Source organism: Haloplanus rubicundus (assembly GCF_003342675.1).
GTDB classification, from domain to species: Archaea; Halobacteriota; Halobacteria; order Halobacteriales; family Haloferacaceae; genus Haloplanus; species Haloplanus rubicundus.
The window spans coordinates 2,643,789-2,666,519 of record NZ_CP031148.1 but is presented as its reverse complement, the minus strand read 5'-3'; the positions used below and the strand labels follow the sequence as shown (position 1 = coordinate 2,666,519).

Annotated in this window: 19 protein-coding genes and 1 pseudogene; 7 read left to right on the top strand and 13 right to left on the bottom strand. The window is 64.6% G+C overall.

Annotated elements, in window-relative coordinates:
- Window positions 1–12 precede the first annotated feature (12 nt).
- Window positions 13–864 (bottom strand): M14 family metallopeptidase, encoded by an 852-nt coding sequence (locus DU484_RS14775; RefSeq protein ID WP_114606324.1) that lies wholly within the window; start codon window positions 862–864, stop codon window positions 13–15.
- Window positions 865–996: 132 nt separating this feature from the next.
- Between DU484_RS14775 and DU484_RS14770 the strand changes: the two are divergent.
- Window positions 997–1,185, top strand: a pseudogene (locus DU484_RS14770) (DUF309 domain-containing protein); the annotation flags it as partial.
- A gap of 24 nt (window positions 1,186–1,209) precedes the next feature.
- Here the strand turns inward: DU484_RS14770 and DU484_RS14765 are convergent.
- The gene (locus tag DU484_RS14765) at window positions 1,210–1,704 is read right to left on the bottom strand and encodes a DUF309 domain-containing protein (RefSeq protein ID WP_114606323.1); all 495 of its coding nucleotides are present in this window, start codon (window positions 1,702–1,704) and stop codon (window positions 1,210–1,212) included.
- A gap of 118 nt (window positions 1,705–1,822) precedes the next feature.
- On the bottom strand, window positions 1,823–2,314 hold the full coding sequence (locus tag DU484_RS14760) for a protein-tyrosine phosphatase family protein (RefSeq protein ID WP_114586718.1): 492 nt from the start codon (window positions 2,312–2,314) through the stop codon (window positions 1,823–1,825).
- 159 nt (window positions 2,315–2,473) lie between these two features.
- On the opposite strand from DU484_RS14760, the gene DU484_RS14755 reads away from it, so the two are divergent.
- Both DU484_RS14755 and DU484_RS14750 read left to right on the top strand, forming a co-directional pair.
- Entirely contained in the window at window positions 2,474–2,821 is a 348-nt protein-coding gene (locus tag DU484_RS14755; protein ID WP_114587284.1) for a hypothetical protein, read from the top strand.
- Between the two features lie 677 nt (window positions 2,822–3,498).
- The gene (locus tag DU484_RS14750) at window positions 3,499–4,155 is read left to right on the top strand and encodes a hypothetical protein (RefSeq protein ID WP_157969580.1); all 657 of its coding nucleotides are present in this window, start codon (window positions 3,499–3,501) and stop codon (window positions 4,153–4,155) included.
- Window positions 4,156–4,369: 214 nt separating this feature from the next.
- Here DU484_RS14750 and DU484_RS14745 read toward each other — a convergent pair whose 3' ends face one another.
- The 4 genes from DU484_RS14745 to DU484_RS14730 form a co-directional block, all read right to left on the bottom strand.
- Complete coding sequence (locus DU484_RS14745) at window positions 4,370–7,807, bottom strand: ATP-dependent helicase (protein ID WP_114606322.1); 3,438 nt, start codon at window positions 7,805–7,807, stop codon at window positions 4,370–4,372.
- Window positions 7,804–8,709: a RecB family exonuclease gene (locus tag DU484_RS14740; RefSeq protein ID WP_114606321.1), complete on the bottom strand. Its 906-nt coding sequence runs from the start codon at window positions 8,707–8,709 to the stop codon at window positions 7,804–7,806. The genes DU484_RS14745 and DU484_RS14740 overlap by 4 nt, the downstream gene beginning before the upstream one ends.
- The gene (locus DU484_RS14735) at window positions 8,706–10,763 is read right to left on the bottom strand and encodes a DNA helicase UvrD (protein WP_114606320.1); all 2,058 of its coding nucleotides are present in this window, start codon (window positions 10,761–10,763) and stop codon (window positions 8,706–8,708) included. Before DU484_RS14735 ends, DU484_RS14740 begins: the two co-directional genes overlap by 4 nt.
- A 210-nt stretch (window positions 10,764–10,973) precedes the next feature.
- Complete coding sequence (locus DU484_RS14730) at window positions 10,974–12,041, bottom strand: hypothetical protein (protein ID WP_157969579.1); 1,068 nt, start codon at window positions 12,039–12,041, stop codon at window positions 10,974–10,976.
- A gap of 189 nt (window positions 12,042–12,230) precedes the next feature.
- Here DU484_RS14730 and DU484_RS14720 point away from each other — a divergent pair, with 189 nt between their 5' ends.
- Window positions 12,231–12,629: a DUF302 domain-containing protein gene (locus tag DU484_RS14720; RefSeq protein ID WP_114606318.1), complete on the top strand. Its 399-nt coding sequence runs from the start codon at window positions 12,231–12,233 to the stop codon at window positions 12,627–12,629.
- 5 nt (window positions 12,630–12,634) lie between these two features.
- Here the strand turns inward: DU484_RS14720 and DU484_RS14715 are convergent, their stop codons facing one another.
- The 3 genes from DU484_RS14715 to DU484_RS14705 form a co-directional block, all read right to left on the bottom strand.
- On the bottom strand, window positions 12,635–13,687 hold the full coding sequence (locus tag DU484_RS14715) for an outer membrane protein assembly factor BamB family protein (RefSeq protein WP_114606317.1): 1,053 nt from the start codon (window positions 13,685–13,687) through the stop codon (window positions 12,635–12,637).
- Window positions 13,688–13,749: 62 nt separating this feature from the next.
- Window positions 13,750–15,168, bottom strand: coding sequence for a sodium-dependent transporter (locus DU484_RS14710; protein ID WP_114606316.1), 1,419 nt, complete (start codon window positions 15,166–15,168; stop codon window positions 13,750–13,752).
- A 52-nt stretch (window positions 15,169–15,220) separates the two neighbouring features.
- Window positions 15,221–15,880, bottom strand: a complete 660-nt coding sequence (locus DU484_RS14705) for an AIM24 family protein (protein ID WP_114606315.1) — start codon at window positions 15,878–15,880, stop codon at window positions 15,221–15,223.
- A 118-nt stretch (window positions 15,881–15,998) separates the two neighbouring features.
- Here DU484_RS14705 and DU484_RS14700 point away from each other — a divergent pair, with 118 nt between their 5' ends.
- The 3 genes from DU484_RS14700 to DU484_RS20625 all read left to right on the top strand — a co-directional run bounded on the left by DU484_RS14700 (window position 15,999) and on the right by DU484_RS20625 (window position 19,828).
- Complete coding sequence (locus DU484_RS14700) at window positions 15,999–16,430, top strand: hypothetical protein (protein WP_187347711.1); 432 nt, start codon at window positions 15,999–16,001, stop codon at window positions 16,428–16,430.
- Window positions 16,431–16,671: 241 nt separating this feature from the next.
- On the top strand, window positions 16,672–19,266 hold the full coding sequence (locus DU484_RS14695) for a heavy metal translocating P-type ATPase (protein WP_114606314.1): 2,595 nt from the start codon (window positions 16,672–16,674) through the stop codon (window positions 19,264–19,266).
- A 46-nt stretch (window positions 19,267–19,312) separates the two neighbouring features.
- Complete coding sequence (locus DU484_RS20625; protein ID WP_114586706.1) at window positions 19,313–19,828, top strand: gamma carbonic anhydrase family protein; 516 nt, start codon at window positions 19,313–19,315, stop codon at window positions 19,826–19,828.
- A 13-nt stretch (window positions 19,829–19,841) separates the two neighbouring features.
- Here DU484_RS20625 and DU484_RS14685 read toward each other — a convergent pair whose 3' ends face one another.
- The 3 genes from DU484_RS14685 to DU484_RS14675 all read right to left on the bottom strand — a co-directional run bounded on the left by DU484_RS14685 (window position 19,842) and on the right by DU484_RS14675 (window position 22,629).
- Window positions 19,842–20,225 carry a DUF7344 domain-containing protein gene (locus DU484_RS14685; RefSeq protein WP_114606313.1) on the bottom strand — a complete coding sequence of 128 codons (384 nt, stop codon included), beginning with the start codon at window positions 20,223–20,225 and terminating at the stop codon, window positions 19,842–19,844.
- A 67-nt stretch (window positions 20,226–20,292) separates the two neighbouring features.
- Window positions 20,293–20,952, bottom strand: coding sequence for a helix-turn-helix domain-containing protein (locus DU484_RS14680; RefSeq protein ID WP_114606312.1), 660 nt, complete (start codon window positions 20,950–20,952; stop codon window positions 20,293–20,295).
- Window positions 20,953–21,015: 63 nt separating this feature from the next.
- Window positions 21,016–22,629 carry a long-chain-fatty-acid--CoA ligase gene (locus DU484_RS14675; RefSeq protein WP_114606311.1) on the bottom strand — a complete coding sequence of 538 codons (1,614 nt, stop codon included), beginning with the start codon at window positions 22,627–22,629 and terminating at the stop codon, window positions 21,016–21,018.
- Window positions 22,630–22,731 lie beyond the last annotated feature (102 nt).

Here is a 22,731-nt window from a genome sequence, read left to right as displayed (position 1 = left end):
TACGGTAACTGTTTACCGGTGGTTCGCCGGAACGTCCTGTCGAGCGTCCGTCGCCGACACACCACGGTCCGCACGGGTCGCCACGTCCGCCAGCCGACCCACGCGCTCGCCCGCGTACCCGAAGACGTCCTCGTATCCGTCCGCCGACATCAGGATGGGGTAGAACGGCTCCTCCGCGACGCGGTCCTCGCCGTCCGCCGAGGCGAAGGGGACGCCCGGTTCGACGCGTTCGAAGTTGTCCACGAACACCTCGTGGTTCGTGGCCGGCGCCTTCGGCACCCGGTTGGTGAGTCGAAAGACGGGCACGTTGTCGCTCCCCTGCCCCTCCGACGGCAACACGCCCGTCGCTTCGAGAAACGCCGTCACGAGCCCCCGGCCGTTCGCCACCGCCGTCTCCGACCACTGCAGCCCACACTCCACCTCGACCGTCCGCGGGTAGTCGATCAGCCGACCGCCCGCGTACGCGTCCGTCTCTACCACCGCGTCGACCGGGAGTTCGGCACAGAGTTCGGCGGTCGCCGGATTGACCGTATCCACCAGCGCGAACGGGCCGGCGTACGACTGCGTCGAGTGCAGCGCGAGCGTCGTACAGCCGTCGAGTTCGGTCAGGAGGCGTGCCGCCAGCCGCCGCTCGTGGCTCTCCGCCTCGGCGTCGCCCGGAAACGCGCGGTTGAGATCCTCGTCCAGATAGCGCACGCCCCGTTCGAGCGCCGCCTCGTTGGCGACGACGAACTTCACCGGCCGCCCGAACGCCGGCGGGTCCGCGAGCAACGACTCGACCGCCTCGGGACCACAGGGTTCGTCGCCGTGGATCCCAGCGACGACCGCCACCTCGGGGTCGTCGCCGAACTCTCGAATCCTCATTGTCCGGTTCTAGCCGTGCGCGTTGAAGTGCGTTTCCGTCCGTTCGCCCCGTGTGCCGGTCCCTCGTGGGCGTCGGGGCCGTCCCCCGTCCCGCGCCGTAGCGGTTACCACCTTGGGCCGCCTCCGATCCGTATGGACGACCACACCCGCGATTACACCGTCGGCCCACCCGTCTCGGGCGACCCGACCGGGTGGCGGGCGGACCGCGGCGAGTCGAACGGGTGGGAACACGGGACGCTCCGGAAAGCCGTCGTCCACGGCGTTCGACTCTACAACGCGGGCGCGTTCCACGAATCGCACGACTACTTCGAGATTGATTTCAGAAGTGCCAATTAATCCCGTCAGTTACTCCAGCCGCTCGGCGTACTCACGGTCGTGGTCCATCGCGACGGGGCGGTCGCCATCGAGCTCGATTTTCCAGCTATTGAGTGTGTCCGGATCGTCGAGCGAAGCCTGTAGGGTCGTGCGAACGTCGTCGACGTTCACACCATAGTAGTCGCTGGGCACGCCGTGGAGATACTGGAGCGCCGTCTCGAACAGCGAGCGCATACCGTCGTCGTTCTCGAAGTCGACGTGTTTGTAGGCGCCCGCGGCAACTTGGACCATCCCGTGAAGGAAGGCGCTTTCCGTCGACCCGCTCCCGTAGTTGTACCACTCTGCTTCAAAACAATCATGCGCCTCGTGGTACTCGCCGGCGTTGTAGAGGCGCACCCCATGAATTACTGCTCGTCGGAGCGTCCCGTGTTCCCACCCGTTAGACGGTCCACGGCCGTTATCCCACCCGGTGGGATCTCCCGAGGTTGGGGGGCCCACAGTGTCGTCTCGGGTGTGGTCGTCCATATCGGTGAGTAGTCGTCCAAGCTACCTAATCGCACCGACCGATCCCATCGTGAGCACTGTTGGCGGGAGATCGGATTTCACAGTTGAGAGGCGTTACCGCATCCGGTACGGCAGTCTGTTACAGCAACGCGCGCAAGTCTGCCCTACTCGCGGCCTCGAGCGGTCGACGTCCCATTCGACGTACTTCGGCGACGGCGTCCTCGATGCTACAGCCTCGATCGTGTGCCAGCCAGAGCGCCAGTACGTGTCCCGTTCGGCCCGAGCCCGCCGAACAGTGGACGACGACTCGTTCCGAGGCGGCGTTCGACGCGTCGAGAAACGGCAGGATCGTCTCGTGGAGCGTCCGTCGATCGACGACGCTGAAATCCTCGATCGACGCGTGCGTCACGCGATCCTCACCGAACGCCGCCGCGTAGGTGTCGAGGAGGTCGTCGTACTCGCTCAGATGTGTCTCGTCGAGCAGACAGCAGACGCGTTCGACGTCTCGTTCCTGCATATATCGCACCCAATCGTCGACCGAACTGTCGGGTGGCGCTCGTCGTGGATGATTCGGACGACAAGCGCCGAAGACGATCCGTTCGTCCTCGGCCGCCGGAGCGAAATTGTACATCATGCACGAATCGACCGCTCGAGTGTCATACCTATCTGTGGTCTCTGTCTGCCGTTGCTTGACGCTCGATGTATTATTTCCGTTTCTCCTGTTGTCTCCTTTCGATCGATCCTCCTGGCAGGCGAGAATTTATTATTCTCTAAGAGACGGCTGTACATGGTGACACGAGCCCCCGAACCGACCGAGACGACTGATCGTTCGATCACGGTCGTCTTGCTCGACACGGACCGAGAGCGGCGCGACTGTCAGTCCTACGAGGAAGCCATCGCGGTCGTGAAAGAGGAACTCGCGCCAGGGACGGTCGCGAAAATCGAGAACCGCGATGGCGAGATCGTCTTCACCTCCAGCGAGATGTCTATCGACGCTTGGGAGGTTGAATGGCGACAGCAGAAACGCCGCCTCTCGGTCGAAACTGAAGACCACGTCTGCCCCTACGACAACGTCGGCTGTATCTTCGACGACCTCTGTGTTCAGTGCAAGATGGATGCCGTCCAAGACAGCTTCTGATTAGTGGAATCTCGTGTTGACCAGCTACGAAAGCGAAACAGGGAAGCAGAGTTGTCGTTGCGGGTCAGACCCAACACGGCCTCGTTAGCACGCAGACGACGATTATCCATTCTCTTGAACGATCGCTAACAGCGTTTCAGCGATATCTGAACAGGGGAGGTCGGAAGTCGCTAAATCTTCCAAATCCTCGCGGGCAGCCATGGCGACGTGAGTCCGTTGCCCACAGTTCGTACACTCGCACATAGCCTCTTCAGAGACTGATTCGAGTGTCGACCGATCACAAGTTGGGCAGCTGAGGCCAGCAGTCATCAGTTGTTCACCTCGGTGGATGCATGGTCGCACTCGTCAGTTCTACACGATTGCTCTCTTGGAGTCAAATGACTAGACTCCCCTTGTGAATTAGAGCGTCGGAATTGCGCGGGGATCAGTAGACACCGCTCGGTACGGTAACTGGGTGCCTGTTCCACTGACTTGCCACGCCGAGTACGTCGACAGTATCGGTTTGACGGGCGCTTCTCGGTCCGTGTCGATTCAACCGCTCGGATCATCTTGCGTGGTTGCTACCTGTAGTCACAAATACTCAGTTAGTAAATAATCAAAAGCTGTGTATGAGTCGTGATCCTGCCCTCCTGACGCCCGCCCAGAGAGAATATCTTCGCGGAGAGGCGGAGTACGAGGTGGAACAGTCCGAGACGAACACGCGCTACCGGATGCGGAAACGTATTCGAAATTCGCTGAAGGATCTCGAACTGCTCTCCAAGGAACTCGATCCGGAAGATCGGAAACAAGTGTTCGCCGAACTTCATCCGTTGACGGGTGATGACGCCGAGTCGGACGACTTGCCACTCCGCGAAGACGAGATGTCCGGTGTTATTGGGGCAATCACATTCCTCTACGCCGGTTCGCGAGACATCGGCATTCTGTTCGAACAGCTCGTCGAGTACGGCCTGCTTCGGGCGCTCGATCAGGAACTGGAGGGGCCGTTTACCAGCGGAACGGCGACAGTTACGATCGAAACGCAGTCTCAGGTCGATCCGGACACAGTCACCGAGAAAATTGCAGCCGGACGATCGTTATCCGCCGTCGAGTACGAGGCAGTCAAGCGTCTGCTCGTGAGTGGTCTCGATCGGATGCTTGGGGCTTTCGAAGATATTGACCTCTCAATCGAGAGCGTAGAGGAGCAGTCCGATACGTTGTCGCTTGGTCGGTCGCTCGTGCTGATGGCGCGGCTTCTGGACGATCCGACGTATCTCGAACTGGAGGTGGTCCATCAGTTCCTTGCCCCGCGAGTCGGGCGTGAATTCAATCTCCCTTCGTATCCAAGAAGTGTGTGATCAGAAGGAACAACAGGAGGTTCCCAAGTGCCGATTCATACTTGATATTGGTTGTCAAAATTCTCAGGCAGTGGTAGGTTTCAGCGCTCGTGCTGAATACAGAGCGCATATTCAGCACCGCGATACTGTGTACCTCCTCTCTACTCAACAGTTCCATTAGTCCCGACGGATTTCAACAGAGCTGATGATATGTACGTACCCCCGCCGGAAGTTATCAGTCACTCCGTAGCGATGCTGGGGAACACGGAAGCTGATTGTGTCGACACCACTGGCAGTGCTCACCGTCGTGATACTCTCCGAACGACGAATTCGAGATCCGATTCATTTTGCTCACGACGTCGTCCTCGACCGCACGAAGTTCTGATTCGTCGAACGAACGCGTTTCGACGTTCGGGCCGACATCGCCGACGTAGGCGTAGCCTGCGCGTGAGACTGGTTCGTCGTACAGGTCGCGGCAGGCCAACAGATAGATCGGGAGTTGCTTATCCTCCTGCAGGTTCCGATACCGTTCAGTTGCCTTGTAATCGATGACGAGTAACTCGCCGTCCGGCAGCCGGTAGACGGCGTCGATGTATCCGACGAGTTCGTGCCCGTCGAGATCGAGTTCGAACTCTCGCTCCGCGTCCACGATCTCGTAGTCGCTCAACGCCAACTCGAAGTACCGGCCGATGCACGCGTTCGCAGCAGGGAGTGCGTCTTCCGCTCGCCGCTGGCTGGCGAGCCGTTCGCAGATTTCGTACCACACGTCCCGATCACGAATCGACTGGTTCGCGGCTTGCTCCGCAGTGTCGTGGAAGAGCACGCCGATATCGCGTTGTGACACGCCGTCTCCATCATCGCTTGTGGATCTCCGATAGTCGGGGAAGGCGTTGACCACGTACTCGAGGTAATGACTGCGCGGGCATTCCTCGTAGGCCGTCAGCGACGTGTAGCTGTGTGAAATCGATGGATACGGTGCCGAGGGCCCAGTCAACGATTCGACCTGGAGCGTCGATCGCTCACCGTCCGTCGTGAGGTCTCCGTCGATGGATGCCCTCGCGAGGTTCAACAGGCGGTCGCGCGCTACCTCGAGTGAGAGTTCGTCGCCGTCGTGTCTGATTGTGCCACCGATATCCCCGACAGTCTCGCTGGCCAGCGTGTCGCTCCAGTCGACCGCCTCGTCCGGGAGGCACGCTTGCACGTCGGTCCAGATCGGAAGGTTCCCCCGCTCCGGTCCCCACGGGGTTTGGGATGGCAGAATGTCGTCGACTGCCTCTACCATCGGATGCGTTTCGTCGGGGTCGGCTTCCTCTCGTCCTCCCTGCAACACGAGGATGTCCTCGGCGCGCGTGATTCCGACGTGGAACACGCGACGGGTTTCGCGGGCGTCGCGCGTGACGAAGTCCTCGGCGAACGCCGCCTCCGGCCCGTCCGAGAGGCCGGTTTCGAGCGCGTCGTAGGTGCGTGAACTCGGTGCCCACTCGTCGGCTGTGACTTGCGGGATGAGGACGACCGGGAAGTCCAGGCCCTTGCTCTTGTGGATGGTCATCACGTTGACCGCGTCGTCGGCGACGTCCGGCTGACTCGTCGGTGTCGAGCCGCTCTCGTCGAACAGCGAGTCGTAGTGTTCGAGCGAGTCGATGAACTCCGGCGTGAGCGGTGGTTGGACAGCACTGTCCCCGTACTGTTCGATGACGTCCTCCAGCTGGGCGAGATCCCGGCGCTCCTGTTCGCTGAGATACCACTCGATGTTCGTGATGTCCGTGAGTTCGCGGTACAGGTGGCTGAGAGACGCCGAGTCACGGATGCCGAGGAGTTCCGTGACGTGCTTACGGGCCTCTGCGACGCGGTCGGGTTCCCCGAACTCGTCGAGCGGCGTCTCGCGCAGCGTGTCCACGAGCGGGTCGTCGCCCGCGTTGAGCGTGCGGAGGTCCGCATCGCAGAGCCGGTACCGCATCAGGAGGACGCGATTCCAGCTCACTTCGTCTTCCGGCCGCGCGAGTGCCTTCAGGTAGGCGGTCACGGTGCCGACGCCGACGGATTCCGTGGCCAGATCGCCAGCAACCTGGTACGGGATGCCGGCGTCTTCGAACTCCTCGATGACGGGGGTGGCGTGGTCGTTCTTCCGGACAAGCAGGGCGATGTCGCCCGGGTCGTACGCCTCGTCGAGGTTCGCCGCTCCACCACTCAGTAAATTCTGAACGACGGTGCGAAGTTGGGTCGCGCCGTCCTCGTCATCCTCGTCCGGGAGCTCGACGGTAGCGACAGTGTCCCCGTCGTACTCGGGTTCGTCGACGCGTTTCAGTGTCTTGTGTCGTTGTCGGTGATCGAGCTTCTGTATCGCTTCGTTCGCCAGGTCGAGGATTGGCTGCCGGGATCGGAAGTTCTCTTCTAACGGTTCGTCGGTGAGCGCCGCGAACGCCCGGTCAAGTTCGTCGGTGATGTTGGCGACGTGCGCCCCGCGCCACTCGTAGATCGCCTGGTCGTCGTCGCCGACGACGAATAGGTTGTCGTCGGTGACGAGTGACGTGACGAGGTCGAACTGAAGTCGGTCGGTATCCTGGAACTCGTCACAGAACACGTAGTCCCATCGGTCTGCGATTTCTTCGCCGACCGGCGAATCCATCAGTGCAGCCGTTTCCACGACGAGGCCGTCGAAGTCGATGAGATTCCGCTCATCTAGCTCGCGCTCGTAGGCCGCATAGCCCGCGGTCAGGTCTCGGGCCGTGAGGCAGTCCGAGAGGAACGAGTCGAGGTGCTCCGTGAGTTCGAGGTCGAGATCGTCCGGGATACCTGTCGGCGCACCGCTCGCGTATCCACCGAGCAGGTATTTCGGGAGCTTGTACGCGTTTTCCGGTAACTCCCGGTCGCCTGCCTCGTGGGCTTCGAACGCTGCTTCCAGCTCGTCGCAGAGATCCACGAGGCGGTCGAGGAAGTCGCGGACGCTGGCTTCGATACCGTCCGTCCCGAGCGCGTCGCGTTCAGCGACGAGGTCAGCGCGTGCGTCTGGAAGCGAGCCAAGCACGCTCGACACGGACCGGCCGCCCAGGTGGTCGCTGGCAATAGCCTCGGCGCGCTCCGGAAGGTCGGCGAGTTCGTAGACACGGTCGGCAGTCCCGAGGAAGGCGTCGATGTCGTCGGGCGTGATGCCGCTGCGTTTCATCGACCCGATGAAGTTGAGCAGCTTCGACGCGGCCCCTGACGCGTACCCGTCGCTCCCGTACACGTTGGGTTTGACCGACCGGTACTCGATCTCGTCCAGGACGTCCAGCACGATGGCGTACTTCTCGGCGTCCGTGGCGACCTCGAAGTCCGGATCGATCCCGGCTTCGTACGCGTAGTCGGTGAGGATCTCGTTGCAGATCGAGTGATACGTGTACGCGCCGATGTCGTACCCGGCCGTGCCGAGTTTCGCGTTGAGTTTTTCACGCATCGAGTCCGCAGCGTTGTTCGTGAATGTCAACGCGAGAATCCGGTCCGGAGACACGTCTTCCTCGTCGATGAGGTGCTCGATCTTCCGCACCATCGTGAACGTCTTCCCCGTCCCCGCCCCAGCGAGCACCCGCATCGGGTACGCGTCGGAGTCGATAATCGCCCGCTGCTGGGGCTCCGGCGACACATCTTCCTCTGGAACCGGGAACCACGACGGGTACTCGTCACTGTCGTCGCTCATCGTCGCACCTCCGTCGCCAAGCGGTCAGCACACATCTCTCGATAGTCACAGTCCGGGCACGCCTCCTCGTTGATGAGGTCGAACGGCTCCGGCTCGTAGGCCTCGCCCGTGATGCCGTCGTGTGCCGCACGAATGAGTTCCCAGATCGTGTCGTGATATTCCTCGTAAATCTCCGTGGTTTCCCGCGGATACCCGCGGGCGGACACCTCGTACCCAGTCGGGGTACTCTCGAAGGACGTGCGGTTGAGGAGGCCGTAGAAACTGAACTGGACCTCCATCCCGTCCTCGTAGAACGGTTCGTTCTTCACGCCCTCGATGTACACCGCCGTCTGGAATGCGTTCCGGACACGCTTCGGTTCGTGTGCGCCTCCATCGAGGTGCTCACCGAGATAGTCTGCCGTACCGGACGAAAGCACGCCACGCGTGTTCCGTTTGTAGTCGATGACGTGAAGCCCGTCCTCCGTCCGAAGGACGTTATCTGCTTTCCCGTGGAGTGCACGACCATCGCGTTCGCACTCTACCCAGCACTCGGTGGCAATCGACTGACGTGCATGGTCGATGCCGTCGCCGCCGTCGGGATCGAAAAACGCCTCGACTCCAGCACGGTTCTCCACGCGCTGATACTCTTGGTGCGCCTCCGATTCGTAATCCGCCGGTGTGCTGTGTTCGGCCCACTTCGCGTCGAAGATGTCCATCGCGCGCTCGTGGATTGCCTCAGAAGAATCAACTGGGTCGGTCTCGTCACACACTTCCTCGATCGTCTCGTGGTAAATCGTCCCTTGGTTGAGATACAGTTCGGTACGATCCGGCGTGATGACATCCTGTACGTAACTGTAGTCGTACTGGCGCGGACACGTCGCGTACGTCGCTAACCGTGACGGGGACAGAGAGACGTTACTCATCGTCTGACCTCCCCATTTGCAAACTCGACCCGCGCACGGAGTGCCTTCCGAAGCTCCTCACCACGCGCCCCGCTCTTGTCGAGCAGGTCCTGGATCTCGCCGAGCTCCGCTTCCACCTCGTCGAGCGACACCGTCACGTCTTGGCTGTTTGCGCGACGCACCTCCGCGAGCGCGTCGTCGACCCGCGACAACAGGAAATCCTCCGCCGATTGCTCGCTTGTGATCTGCGGGTCGTCGGCGTCGGTGACCCACGGCAGGTCGTCGTAGGCTGCCGTGAGGAACCGCGACGCCTGCGCACGCTCTTCCAGTGCGGTGTCCTCGTACTCGTACAGACAACAGTACAGGTGCTCGTCCGTAGCGCCAGCCCCAACTGCGAGGCGTCGCCGCGCGTGTTCCGTGTGATACCGCGCGAACGGCCGACTCGACGCTGTAGACGTCGTCGAGAACGTCGCGTCCACGTCCGGCTCGTCGAGGTCCGTAACACCAGGGTAGTCCGACATCGACGCGACCCGCTCGGTCGGGAACAACCGCGTCAGGAACGGGTCACCCGGGTACTCGCTATCGACGAGGTTCACGAGAAACACCGCACGGAACGACTCGTTTTTGATCGCCTGCAGATGGTCTACGCGGACACCGCCGTCGAGATCCGTCGCGCTCGTCTGGTTTTGTTGCGGTGCGTACTCGTGGGCGCGTTCGAGCATCTCCTCGAAGGACTCCCACGTCGCATCCACGAACGAAGTGTCTTCGAGGAACTCCGCCATCCGGAACGCCCGCTTGACGTTCCCGAACTGCGCCCGTGCATCAAGCGGGGTCGCGTGCTTCGCAATCCGCTCTTTCAACCCTGCATCGGTCGCCCACCAGCGGACCCCCTCTTCGAGGCTGTCTATCTCACTGACGCGATCCAAGCGCTCCGTATCGAGGTCCGGGCCATGATCGGGTCTCTCATCTTCCCCATCTGCGGCCAGATGTCGAACGGCAGCGAGGAGTTCCCGAATCGCTGGGTCATCACCGAACCCAGTCACGGTCGTCGATTCCGTCGGAATCCCGGTGCATTCGAGCGCTTCGATGGTGTCCGTAACGGTACTCCCACTTTGCTTCGTGGCGACAGCGGTGTCATCGTACTTCCAGTCTGACTGCGCGACGAGGTCTTCGATCTCGTTCGCAATCTCGGCGAGTTGTTCGTCACTGGAGTCCGTAGCGAGGACGGACACCGACCCTGTTTCCGGGTCTGCCGGAATCGTTTCGTCGGCGAAGTACGCTGCTGTGGCAGCCGGGCGTGTCGACGGCGTCTCTGACGCTCGGTGTCGGGACTCGCTGAAGGAGACGTAGTCCGTAACGGGGCCTGCCTCGACCCACGTGCGGCGCACACCCGCATTCTCTTCGGCGATACAGACGAGGTCACAGTCCCCTACGAGCGCGTCGAGATACGCGCGGTCGAGCGGAAAGAACTCTTCAAACTCGACTGCGAGCACCGCCTCGAAATCGACGACATCGCCTCGGGCATCGCCGGTGAGCACATCGAGCGCTTCCGAGATGAGTTGCCCGCGTTCCATGTGACCGTGCTCGGCCAGCCACTCGTGGAACGCATCGAGGGCAGCCGTAATGTCACGGAGTTCCGGTGTCTCGTCAGGCGTGACCGTCTGCCAGGAGATCGTGCCCATCACAGCATCCACGTCCTCGATGAACGACGGCTGTTCAGATGCGCGTTGAAGATACTCTGTTTCCCACTCGTAGTCTGTGAGGAATCGGTGGAGGAGTTCTCGTCGTAGCGCGTCGGAGAGAATGACGCGGTCGTCGGTCTGGTTGAGGACGTCGGTCGCGTGCACGACGAGCGACGTCACGTACGGTGTCGTTGCGCCGGCAAGTTCCTCACCTAAGGTTTCCCGGAACGTATCCGTACTCGTCGGCGCACCCGTGACAACGAGCACATCCTCAGAATCGTGCTCGCCGAGGAGCGTTCGGTATTCGTCCCGCGCTGTCCGTTCGACGTTTTCGTTCCCGAACGGTGCCGTGACTAGCGTCCCGTCGAATGAACGTTGCGTAGGCCTAGTCATATGTCTGATCGGGAAGAAAATCGGGTTCGGTTAAATGGAGCATAGGGGTTCCTTTCGGTTATCGGTAGTTAGAACTTCTCCACGGAGAAATGGCCGTAGTTTATCAATATGTCTATCCAGGCAGAGATGATGGCTGCTGAAAACGATTCGATTAGATCAGAGATCAGCGGTAAGTTCCAGCCGCCAGTAGAGATACTTCTCGATCCCTCTCTACTGGTAGCTGATGTCCTTCTCACACGACTCGCTGATTCCGCAGTTTTCACTTCGCAGACGCAGACAACGCTCGATCAGCCCACCACTCCTCATGTAGGGGATCTCTACGTACCTGCGACGTTTTACAAATCCCTCAACAGTGAGAAGCAGATCGATTTGCAGCAGACCAACACGTGGAACATCTTTCGTGGACAGGCCGAAGGCGCACTCAGCGAGGAGATTCTCAAAATTCTCGACCAGAATGGCGTCGATAAGTTCGTTCAATTCCGTACGTAGATCCTCTACCTCGGAGCTTAGCTCCTTCCGCTTTCGAAGAGCGTCGACACGTTCGTCCTGTGTCGGTGCGCTATCGATCGCTTCGTTCACCTCTTCGATACGCTCGTTGATGTTGTCGATTTCGTCTTTCAGCTCATCGCGACGCTGGCGTACGAACTGTCGATACTCGTCGAGTTCGACTTCGGCAGCACGGGTCGCGCGCTCCTGTGTCTCTTTTACTGTCGGGTCTACTTCGTCTACGACCGCTGTTCGAGCGAACTCGATCGCTTCCTCTACTCTTCGCGCATCAACGGACGTTTCCTCAGAGAATGATTGCTGTCGACCGACTTCGGTCAGATCTAAGTAACTTTCCGCGAGGCGTGGACGTTCTTCGTGATCGTTGAGATCGATGGCGATTGCACGGGGTCCCTCACGTTGGTACTCGCTGACCGTCTCGATCCCGACGTGAAAAAGAACACAGAGTGCTCGCCGGTCGTAGTAGGGGGTGAACGCTCGGTCTGCGACCTCGACTGGCCCAGCTGTGATCCACTCCGGTAGTCTAATCTCGGAGTTCTCCCCCGTGAGCGATATCGATCCGACGGGAGTTCGGTCGGCTGCTTCGTCGACTATCCGTTCGACGAACGCGCTCTCCGGCGTGACTGCAATAGCATCTTCGCTAACTTCCTCGAGGTCACTAGCGATCTGTAGAACCGTATTCTCCAATTCGAGGTCAGTGTCGGCAGCCCCCGGAAGCGAGACGATCCGACGGCGTTGCACGGGTGGCGGATCAGGCTCGACGGCGAGTGTCACGACGCCACCGAGGCCGACTTCGCGTACGCCGAACGGCTGGAGTAGCGTCGACGTGGCGTGAGGACGCGGGAACCGCTCACGTCGTCACGTCCGCCGTCACCGCTCTCGGCCAACTTCGCCGGTCGTGGCGTTTGGTGGCGTATCCGACTTACGCAACATCTTTCCCTCCCACCGACAATATTGTAGTGTATGCCCTATACTATGGACGTCCACTCGGACGACAGTTTCGCCGACACCGTCGATTCGACTATCGTGGCGCTGGAAGCCGAGGGGTTCGGCGTCCTCTGTGACATCGACGTGCGGGCGACGTTCGAAGAGAAGCTCGGCGAGCAGTTCCGACGCTACCGAATTCTCGGTGCTTGCAACCCCGAACTGGCGCACGAGGGGCTGAGCGAGGAACCGACGCTCGGGGCGCTTCTCCCGTGTAACGTGATCGTCTACGAAACCGACGAGGGCGACGTCGCCGTGAGCGCCGTCGACCCGGAGCGCCTCCTCGACGTGGCGTCGAATCCGGCACTCGACGCGATTGCCAGCGACGTCCGCGAGCGCTTCGAACGCGTGCTCGCGGCCGTCGAAGGTCGCGACTGACGGGATCAGTCCCGCTCGACGCCGACCAGTCGCTCGTTGCTCGACGCGTAGACGCGGTCGGCGTCGACGGCGACCGAGCCGACGGTGCTGTCCATCTCGACCCGCCACAGCAGGTCGCCGTCTCGGGAGAGGGCGTACAGCGTGTCGTCGTTCGATCCGGCGTACACGCGGTCGCCGGCCACCGCGGGTTCGTAGACGGTGCTGTTGTCGTCCGCGAAGGTCCACCGCTCGGCGCCGTCGGTCCGCGAACGCGAGACGAGGCGTCCGCTGTCGCGGCCGGTACAGCCGAGATACACCGCGTCGCCGTCGACGACGGGTCGCGTCCCGCGTTTCGGCGACGGCGTATCGACCGCCCACCGGACGGCGCCGTCCGCGAGGTCGAGCGCCAGTAGCCGTCCGGCACGCCCGGGGTCGGGCGACGTGGCGACGTAGACGGTTCCGTCCCGGATCGTCGGCGACCGCGTCTCCACGTCCGTCCGGTGGGTCCACCGGTGCTCGCCGTCGGCGTCGAATGCGGCGACGACGCCGTCGACACGGTTGACGAAGACGACGCCGTCCTCGGTCGCCGCCGGCGACGCGAGCCGGTCGCCGCCGACCGCGACGCGCCAGTCGACCGCTCCCGTCTCCGCGTCGATGGCGAGGAGGTCGTCGGCGTTCGCGTACACCCGCCCGCCGGCGTGGCCGATGCCCGTCCGAAGCGCCGAGCCGACGAACCACGCCCGTTCGCCGTCCGACCGTCGGAGCGCCCGTAACCCGTCACAGCCGGGGAGGTAGACGTATCGGTCGTCGGCGACGATGTCGGAGCGCAGACAGAGGCGCCGCTCGAAGTCGTCGTCGTCGTACTCGATTGCCCACCGCCGCTCCCCGTCGGCCGACGACAGCGCGTGGAGCGTCAGGTAGTCGAGGACGAACAGGTCGTCGCCGTCGAGGGCTAGGCCACCGGAAATTCCCTTTCGCCAGCGGACACGGTCGGCGTCGGGGCCGCCGCCGAGACAGCCGGCGCCGGTGCCGCCGAGGAGGAGGCCGGCGGATCGGAGCGTCGTTCTGCGGGAGACCATACCACGTAGCGACGCGCCCCGTGAATGAAGTTTGTGCCGCGGCGCCCGTCGCCGTCGCCCGTTCAGCCGCGTCCCCGTCGGCGCGGATAGGACAGCCGCGCCCGGAGCAACCACCCGACCGCACCGAGCGCCGCCAGCGCGACGGTGGTGGCGACGAGCGCCAGCGGCTCGTCGCGCGCGCCGTCGACCAACAGGCGCCACGCCGGCCGCGCGACGCCGGCCGCCTTAGCCCCCGTGACGGCCACGAGGGCCGGCGGGATGACGTAGCGGACGAGCGGGAGGAGGCGACCCAACTCGTCGCGCACGGGGTCGAAGTCGGCACCGTGGACGAACACGAGCGCGATCAGGACGGCGGACACCGGGAGCGCGTACGTCCCCACCGACTCGTCGACGAGGTCGAGCACCGGCGTGCCGGCGACGGCGAGTTCGAGGGGACTGTAGCTCAGGGCGGAGGGGAGGCCGGCCAGGAAGACGCCGGCGGTCAGGAGGAGCGTCGCCCGCCCGCGGCCGAGACGCGTCGTGTTCGTCGCGGCCGCGACGCCGACTTCGAGGAGGGCGACCGAGGAACTGAGCGCGGCGAAAAAGAGGAGGCCGAAGAAGGCGACGGCGACGACGCGGCCGATCCCCATCGGCGCGAACGCGGCCGGGAGCGTCGTGAAGGCGAGTTCGGTGCCGAGCGTCGGCGCGAGACCGAAGCTGAACACGATGGGGAAGATGACGAAGCCGGCGAGCAGGGCCGCCGCGATGTCGGCGACGGTGATCAGCAGCGACGACCGGAGGAGGTCGGCCCCCTCGTCGACGTAGCTCCCGTAGGTCAGCATGATGCCCTGCCCGACCGACAGCGAAAAAAACACCTGCCCGACCGCTGCGCTCCAGAGGCCCGGGTCGGCGAGGACCGTGAGGTCGGGGGTAACGAGGAAATCGAGCGCCCGCTCCCAGCCCGGGAGGGTGACGGCGTAGACGGCGAGCGAGAGGAGAAGCGCGAAGACGGTCGGCATCACGACGTTCGACAGTCGCTCGATCCCACCCCGCACCCCGCGGGCGACGACGACGCCCGTCAGGACGGTGGCGACGACGAAATAGCCCACCGGGAGCCACCCCGCGGTGAAGGTCGCGAACGTCGTCCCCGTGCCCCCGAGCCACGAGAGCAGGAAGCCGAACACCCAGCCGGTGAGGACGAGGTAGTAGCTCAGGACGAGCAACACGCCGCCCACGACCAGCCAGCCGAGCGCCGTGTAGTCGGCGTCGACGCTCCGGAACGCGGAGACCACGTCCGAACGGAGCGTCCGTCCCACCGCCAACTCGAGGACGAGCATCGGGACGGCGAGGCCGAACGCCGCGACGAGGTAGGGGACGAGATACGCGCCGCCCCCGTTCGCGCCGAGGACGGCGGAGAACCGCCAGATGTTGCCGAGACCGACCGCCGCGCCGACGGCCGACAGCAGGAATCCCGGCCCCGACGACCAGCGCTCGGGAGACATGTAGCTGGATAGATATTTCAGTTATTTATAACCGGGCGCTGGGCGCGTCGACCTACACCTGCTGTGCTTCCTCGTAGGGCTGGATGACGACGAACCCCTCCGACCCGGTGAACTCCATCTGGATCGACTCGCCGGAGGTCTGGCCGATTTCGATGGCCTTGTTCGTCCCCACGGAGGGCGATAGATCGGTGCTCCACGCCACCGTCGCGTCGGGGTCGGTGACGACGGGCGGCGACAGCACCAGCGGGTCGCCGTGTGTCGTGATTGCCACCTGTCCGGGGCCGCCGAGGTGGACGTTCGTCAGCCCGCCGGCCGCGGCCTCGGAGATGCCGCCGATGGTGGTGATTTCGTAGTCGACCGTCGACTCGAACGCGAGGACGTCGCTGCCGTTGACCGAGATGGCCTCCCCGTCGCCGAGTTCGAGCACCTGTACCTTCTTGCCCCGGTCGGCGACGTAGAGGTGGCCCCTCCCCTCTGCCTCCATGATCGGCGTGCCTTCGCTCGACACCGCCTCCTTGACGAAGCCGGTCAGTCCCCCTTCCGCCGAGGACTTCCCCGTGAACGTCATCTCGCCGGTGTAGCCGATCATCGAGCCGGCCCTGACCATCACCGTGCCGTCGACCGGGACGTCCAGCAGGCGCTTGTTCTCCAGTTGGAAGCCGTCGCCGCCCTCCGCGGGCGCGTTGGCTCGCGTGAACTCGTCGATCTCCATGTGTACGTCCACGGTCCGTCGGCGGTCGTATATGCCTCCCGTAGACTCAAATTCGAATTTGTGGGAGTGGATAGCGTGCCCCGACCGTTTTACCCTGTCACGCACCACGTCGGTGACGATGCCCGCCCCCTACGAACACGTCGTCCCGACCGACGCCGACTACCCCGACGGGGTCTACCGCGTCGTCGGCACGGGCGACGGCACGGTGACGCTCCTCCGGGTCACCGACGCCGACGGGCACCGCGCTCACACGGGCGAACTCGTCAGCGTCGACGCCGACGCCTTCGACGGGTTCACCGCGGCCGACCCGCCCGCGGCCGACCGGTCGCTCGGGACCGCCGTCGCGTCGTCGCTGGCGACGGGCTACTGGTCCGTCCGGGCGTTCGGCAGGGAACTGCGCGCTCACCCCCTCCCCACCGCCGTCGCCGTCGTCGTCGCCCTCGTCGGCGCCGTCGGCGACGCGCCCGGTTCGCTCCCGGACCACCCGTTCGGCGGGCTGCTCCTCGTCGGGTGCCTCGCCCTGGCCTACGTCGGCAGCGGCCGGCTGTAGCCGGAGTGTCGGCATAGCCACTCGGCCCCGACGCCGGAGCCGCGCCCCTGCGGTCCGGCGGGACGCGACGACCAGCCTCACCCACGAGGCGATCACCCTGCGGCGGCGGCACCCGTCCGGACCGACCCAACGTCCCGGCCGTCAGCCGCCGATCGGTTTGGAATCGAAAGTGAAAACGCGAAGGGACGGCGGTTTCAAAGGAGCAAGTGAACTAAGTGGGGATCACGTAGTGAGCAGTAAGATGGGAGTACGTACGACGCACCTCGACATCACGGAGATGTCCTGTGCCAACTGTTCGGCGACGGTCGAGGACGCGGTCACGGCGCTCGACGGCGTGACGGACGCGTCGGTCAATTTCGCCACCGACGAGGGCACCGTCGAGTACGACCCCGACGCGACGACCCTCGGGGCTATCGTCGCGGCGGTCGAGGACGCGGGCTACGGCGCCGTCACGGAATCCGTGACCATCGCGATCACCGACATGACGTGTGCGAACTGCGCGGACACGAACGAGACGGCGCTCGAAGCCGTCCCGGGCGTCGTCGACGCCGAGGTGAACTACGCCACCGACGAGGCGCGGGTCACCTACCTCCCCGGCGAGGCGTCGATGGACGCGCTGTACGACGCCGTCGCGGACGCGGGCTACTCGCCGGTTCGCGAGGAGGACGGCGGCGGCACCGACGCCCGCGACGCCGCCCGCCGAGCCGAGATTCGGAAACAGCGCCGACTGACGCTGTTCGGCGCGGCGCTCGCGGCGCCGCTTCTCCTCTTTCTCGCCGAGCGGTTCCTCCTCGGTGGCGGCGTCCTCCCCGACCGCGTCCTCGGCGTCGAGTTCGGCTGGGTCGAGTTCCTGCTCGCGACGCCGGTGCAGGCCGTCCTCGGCTGGCCGTTCTACAGGAACTCCTACAAGGCGCTCGTGAAGAACCGCCGCGCCAACATGGACGTGCTGATCGCGCTGGGGTCGTCGACGGCCTACCTCTACTCCGTCGCCGTCCTCCTCGGCGCCATCGCCGGGAGCCTCTACTTCGACACCGCGGCGCTCATCCTCGTGTTCATCACGCTCGGCAACTACCTCGAAGCTCGGTCGAAGGGGCAGGCCGGCGAGGCCCTGCGGAAACTGCTGGAGATGGAGGCCGACACGGCGACGCTCGTCGACGACGACGGCATCGAGCGGGAGGTGCCACTCGAAGACGTCGCGGTTGGCGACCGGATGAAGGTCCGCCCCGGCGAGAAGGTTCCGACCGACGGCGTCGTCGTCTCCGGCCAGTCGGCGGTCGACGAGTCGACGCTGACCGGCGAGTCCGTCCCCGTCGAGAAAGGCGAGGGCGACGAGGTGATCGGGTCGACGATCAACGAGAACGGCGTCCTGATCGTCGAGGCGACGAAGGTGGGCGAGGACACGGCGCTCCAGGGCATCGTCCGGACGGTCAGCGAGGCGCAGTCCCGCCAGCCCGAGATTCAGAACCTCGCCGACCGCATCTCGGCGTACTTCGTCCCCGCAGTCATCGCCAACGCCGTCCTCTGGAGCGTCGGCTGGTATCTCGCGCCCGAAGCGCTCTACGGGCTCGTCTCGTGGCTCCCGCTGTGGAGCTTGGTGGCGGGCGGCCCGGCCGTCGTCGGCGGCACCGTCTCCGTCTTCGAGTTCGCCGTCGTCGTCTTCGCCTCCGCCGTCCTCATCGCCTGCCCCTGTGCGCTGGGGCTCGCCACCCCGGCGGCGACGATGGTCGGCACCACCATCGGCGCGGGGAACGGCGTGCTGTTCAAGGGCGGCGACGTACTCGAACGCGCGAAGGACGTGGATACGGTCGTCTTCGACAAGACGGGGACGCTGACCGAAGGCGAGATGGAACTGACCGACGTGGTCGTCGTCGACGGGACGATGGCCGACGGCGGGCAGTTGGACCGCCCGGAGGGCCTGACCGACGACGAGGTGCTCCGCCTCGCCGCGACGGCCGAACGCGGGAGCGAACACCCCCTCGCCCGCGCCATCGTCGAGGGGGCGCGGGACCGCGGTGTCGACGTCGGCGACGCCGACGGCTTCGAGAACGTTCCCGGGCACGGCGTCCGGGCCACCGTGGGTGCGGATACGGTGTTCGTCGGCAACCGGAAACTCCTCCGCGACGTGGGGATCGACCCCTCGCCCGCGGCGGAGACGATGGAGCGACTGGAGTCGGAAGGCAAGACGGCGATGTTGGTCGCGCGTGCACCCGCCGACGGCGACGGCGACGGCGGGGGCGAACTCGTCGGCGTCGTCGCGGCCGCGGACACGGTGAAAGGGAGTTCGGCGGCCGCGGTGAGCGCGCTCCGTGACCGCGGCGTCGACGTGATGATGCTCACCGGCGACAACGAACGCACCGCCCGCGCCGTCGCGGAGCAGGTGGGTATCGACCCCGCGAACGTCCGCGCGGGGGTGCTCCCCGAGGACAAGTCGGACGCCGTCGAGGCGATTCAGGACGAGGGGCGGCGGGTGATGATGGTCGGCGACGGCGTCAACGACGCCCCCGCCCTCGCCGTGGCCTACGTCGGCTGTGCCATCGGCTCCGGGACGGACGTGGCCATCGAGGCGGCGGACGTGACGCTGATGCGCAACGACCCGCTGGACGTGGTGAAGGCCATCCGCGTCTCCGACGCGACGCTCGCGAAGATCAAGCAGAACCTCGTGTGGGCGCTCGGCTACAACACCGCGATGATCCCGCTGGCGTCGCTCGGCCTGCTCCAGCCCGTCCTCGCCGCGGGGGCGATGGCCTTCTCCAGCGTCTCGGTGCTCGCCAACAGTCTGCTGTTCCGGCGGTACACCCCGGATCACGACTACGAACTCCTCGGGCGCCGGCGCTGACGAGGAGCCCGCAGTCTCTTTAGCCCCCCCTGCCGAAGGCGCTCGCATGGTACTCAGAAGCCTCGATGGGGTCGAACCCACCGTCCACGAAGACGCCTACGTCGACGACGACGCCGTCGTCGTCGGCGACGTGACGCTCGAACGCGCGGCGTCGGTGTGGCCGAACGCCACGCTCCGCGGTGATTCACATCCTATCGTCGTCGGCGAGGAGTCGAACGTGCAGGACAACGCCGTCCTCCACGAGGACGCCGTCCTCGGTCCGCGGGTCACCGTCGGCCACACCGCCATCGTCCACGCCGCGACGGTGGAGGAGGAGGCGCTGATCGGGATGGGCGCCATCGTCCTCGACGACGCCACCATCGGCGAGGGCGCCATCGTCGCCGCCGGGAGCGTCGTCACCGGCGGCACCGACGTGCCGCCCGGGACGCTGGCCGCCGGGACGCCCGCCGAGGTCGTCAAGGAGGTCGACGGCGACATGGGCGCCATCGCCGCCGACGAGTACGTGAAGCGGGGCGCTCAGTACGCCGAGTCCTCGCAGGTCGTCGATCCGGACGACGGCTGATCCCGCGCGGCGGTTACGATTCCGACGGCGTCCCCGTCGCGTCGTCGCTCGCGTCGTAGTCGGTTGCCTCCTCCGGCAGCCACCCCTCGGGTAACTCGTCCCGGTTCTTGGCCATCCAACGGAGCAGCGGTTCGAGCTCGTCCCACGTCGGTCCCTTCGAGAGTTCCTCGGCCTCCCGATCCCACTCGACGATGCCCATGTCGTCCAGTTTCGGCAGGTGCGTATGCGCCATCGCGATGCGTCTCGACCGACCGGGGTCGCCCTGCACCACGGGTGCGAACTCCTGCGGGTTCGGATACGCTACGCCGTGGTCGTCGGCTCTGAGCATGGCGAGCAGTAAGCGTCGGCGGTACGGATGGACGAGCGCCTCGTAGATGTCGGGGCCGGGGGGAGTCATTCTATCCTCTCGTTGTTCCGACTCCGGAATCAGTGGTTGGGTTGACCTGTCAAGGGGTACATTCCACCTATCCGAGGCCGTCGACCGCGGAGAGCAACACCTTCCGAAGCAACTGCTCGTTTCCCCGACGAATCCGGTCCGAAAGCGCCTGTCTGGTGATGTCCAGTTCGTCGGCGAGTTCGTCGAGCGTCACCTCGCTGGGCGTCGCGAAGTAGCCACGCCGGAGCGCGAGCAGGAGGGCCTCCCGCTGTTCCTGCGAGAGGTCGAAGCGGTAGCCGCTCTTGCTCGTCTCCGCCAGCGTGTAGGTCCGCTCGATGTGACAGGGAATGTCGTTCTCGACGACGAAGTTGTGGAACGCGGAGAGTCCGTCGTGGTCGGGGAAGCGGAGCCGGAACTCCCAGGTCTCGTTCCCCAGTGCCTGCAAGACGACGGCGTCGGTTCTGACGATGCCGTCGATCAGGTTCGTCGGCACCTCCGTCCACTCGATCCGGTACAGCGCGCTCTCCCCGACGGCGTCCAGGATCAGTAACTCCTCGACCAGTTCGTGTTCCCGGACGCTCTCCGCGAACGCCTCGTGGTCGTCGCCGGTCACCCACACGAACGGCATCATCATGTCCCCCGTCGGGACGATGCGTTCGAGTTCGCAGTGCATCGCCGGCGGCCCCGCGAGCACCCGTCCGAGCGTGAACTCCCGGGCCGGAATCGAGAACTCCAGAACGACGCTCATGCTACCTATTCGGTCGCCAGTGACGTATCCGTTTCTCCCGTACGGGACGCCCGTCGTTTCCGGTTACCCCTCGCCGACCATCCGGTCCTCGTCTTCCCACTCCTTCGAGCGAAGTTCGTACTTCTGGACCTTCCCCGTCGCCGTGGTGGGGAGGGTGTCGACGAACTCGACCTGTTTGAGCGCCTTGAACCCCGCGAGGCGGTCGCGGGTGAACGCGATCAGTTCCTCGGCGGTGACGCCGGGGTCGTCCGGGTTCCCGTTCGCGGGGACGACGAAGGCCTTCGGCTCCTCGCCCCACTGCTCGCTCGGGGCGGGGATGACCGCCACGCTCCCGACCGCCTCGTGGTCGAACAGCGTGTCCTCGAGTTCGATGCTGGAGACGTTCTCCCCGCCGGTGATGATGATGTCCTTTTTCCGATCCTGAATCGCGATCATGCCGTTCTCGTCGACGGTCGCGAGGTCACCCATGTGGTAGTAGCCCTCGGCGCGTTCGGAGAAGGCCTCCTCGGTCGTCTCCGGTTGCTCCCAGTAGCCTTCCATCACCTGGTTGCCACGGACGACCACCTCGCCGATGGTCTCGTCGTCGCGGGGCACGTCGTTACCGTCCTCGTCGACGACGCGGAGTTCGGTTCCGAGGAAGCCGAGGCCCTGACGCTTTTTGACCCTGAACCGGTCGCGGCTGTCGTCGTCGAACATGCGACGGGCGTCGGAGGTGGTGATGAGTGGTCCCGTCTCGGTGGCGCCGTAGACCTGCATGAGATACCAGCCGAACTCGTCCTCGACGGTTCGGATGGTCGCCTCCGGCGGCGCCGACCCCGCGGTGGCGATGCGCACGTCGTTGTCGCCCTGGGTGGCCACGTCGTGGTCGTCGTGGTAGTCGATCAGCATGTTGAGCACCGTCGGCGCGCCACAGAGATAGGAGACGTTCTCCTCGACGACGGTGTCGAAGAGCCACTCGGCGTCGACCCCGCGGGCGCAGACGTGTTTCGCCCCGAGACCCGTAATTGCGTAGATGTGTCCCCATCCGTTGACGTGGAACATGGGGAGCGTCCAGAGGTAGACGTCGTCGTCGCTGATGTCTTGGTGAATCGCCGTGAGATAGGCGTGGATCGTCTCACAGCGGTGGGTGCGCATCACGCCCTTCGGATCGCCGGTGGTGCCCGAGGTGTAGTTGATGGTGATGACCTCGTCTTCGTCCATCTCGGGGCGGTCGTAGTCGGTTCCGGCCGCCTCGACGACGGCGTCGAACCCCTCCCAGTCGCCGTCGACGGCGTCGGGGTCGTTCGTGACGAACGTCTCGGTCGGCACCGAATCGCGGACGGCCTCGACCTTCTCCGCGTAGTCGTAGTCGGCGTAGATGGCGTCGACGCGGGCGTCGTTGAGGATGTACTCGAAGTCGTCGGCCGTCAGCCGGTAGTTGAGTGGGGTGTGGATCGCCCCACACTGTATGCTGCCGTACGCGGCTTCGAGGTGGTAGTGGGTGTTCGGGTCGAGCACCGCCACCCGGTCGCCCTTCTCGATCCCGCGGGACTGGAGGAACGCGGCAAACCGATCCGCCCGCTCGCCGAGTTCGTCGTAGGTGTATCGGTCCCCGGTCGTCGCTACGACGGCTTCGTGGTCGCCGTAGTATTCGCGGGCCCTGTCGAGGAAATCCGTCACCAGGAGCGGTTTCTGCATGACCACAAGGTGTCCGCCGGAGTTCATAATTGTTTTTGTGAAGGGTCTGTGCGGCGAACAGTGGTATCGTGTGACAGGTACCCACAGGTTGAAGTCAGTCGG

Coding starts and splice junctions, on each gene's coding strand:
- DU484_RS14775 (WP_114606324.1), bottom strand. CDS start 864: ATGAGGATTCGAGAGTTCGGCGACGACCCCGAGGTGGCGGTCGTCGCT.
- DU484_RS14765 (WP_114606323.1), bottom strand. CDS start 1,704: ATGGACGACCACACCCGAGACGACACTGTGGGCCCCCCAACCTCGGGA.
- DU484_RS14760 (WP_114586718.1), bottom strand. CDS start 2,314: ATGTACAATTTCGCTCCGGCGGCCGAGGACGAACGGATCGTCTTCGGC.
- DU484_RS14745 (WP_114606322.1), bottom strand. CDS start 7,807: ATGAGCGACGACAGTGACGAGTACCCGTCGTGGTTCCCGGTTCCAGAG.
- DU484_RS14740 (WP_114606321.1), bottom strand. CDS start 8,709: ATGAGTAACGTCTCTCTGTCCCCGTCACGGTTAGCGACGTACGCGACG.
- DU484_RS14735 (WP_114606320.1), bottom strand. CDS start 10,763: ATGACTAGGCCTACGCAACGTTCATTCGACGGGACGCTAGTCACGGCA.
- DU484_RS14720 (WP_114606318.1), top strand. CDS start 12,231: ATGCCCTATACTATGGACGTCCACTCGGACGACAGTTTCGCCGACACC.
- DU484_RS14715 (WP_114606317.1), bottom strand. CDS start 13,687: ATGGTCTCCCGCAGAACGACGCTCCGATCCGCCGGCCTCCTCCTCGGC.
- DU484_RS14710 (WP_114606316.1), bottom strand. CDS start 15,168: ATGTCTCCCGAGCGCTGGTCGTCGGGGCCGGGATTCCTGCTGTCGGCC.
- DU484_RS14705 (WP_114606315.1), bottom strand. CDS start 15,880: ATGGAGATCGACGAGTTCACGCGAGCCAACGCGCCCGCGGAGGGCGGC.
- DU484_RS14700 (WP_187347711.1), top strand. CDS start 15,999: ATGCCCGCCCCCTACGAACACGTCGTCCCGACCGACGCCGACTACCCC.
- DU484_RS14695 (WP_114606314.1), top strand. CDS start 16,672: ATGGGAGTACGTACGACGCACCTCGACATCACGGAGATGTCCTGTGCC.
- DU484_RS20625 (WP_114586706.1), top strand. CDS start 19,313: ATGGTACTCAGAAGCCTCGATGGGGTCGAACCCACCGTCCACGAAGAC.
- DU484_RS14685 (WP_114606313.1), bottom strand. CDS start 20,225: ATGACTCCCCCCGGCCCCGACATCTACGAGGCGCTCGTCCATCCGTAC.
- DU484_RS14680 (WP_114606312.1), bottom strand. CDS start 20,952: ATGAGCGTCGTTCTGGAGTTCTCGATTCCGGCCCGGGAGTTCACGCTC.
- DU484_RS14675 (WP_114606311.1), bottom strand. CDS start 22,629: ATGCAGAAACCGCTCCTGGTGACGGATTTCCTCGACAGGGCCCGCGAA.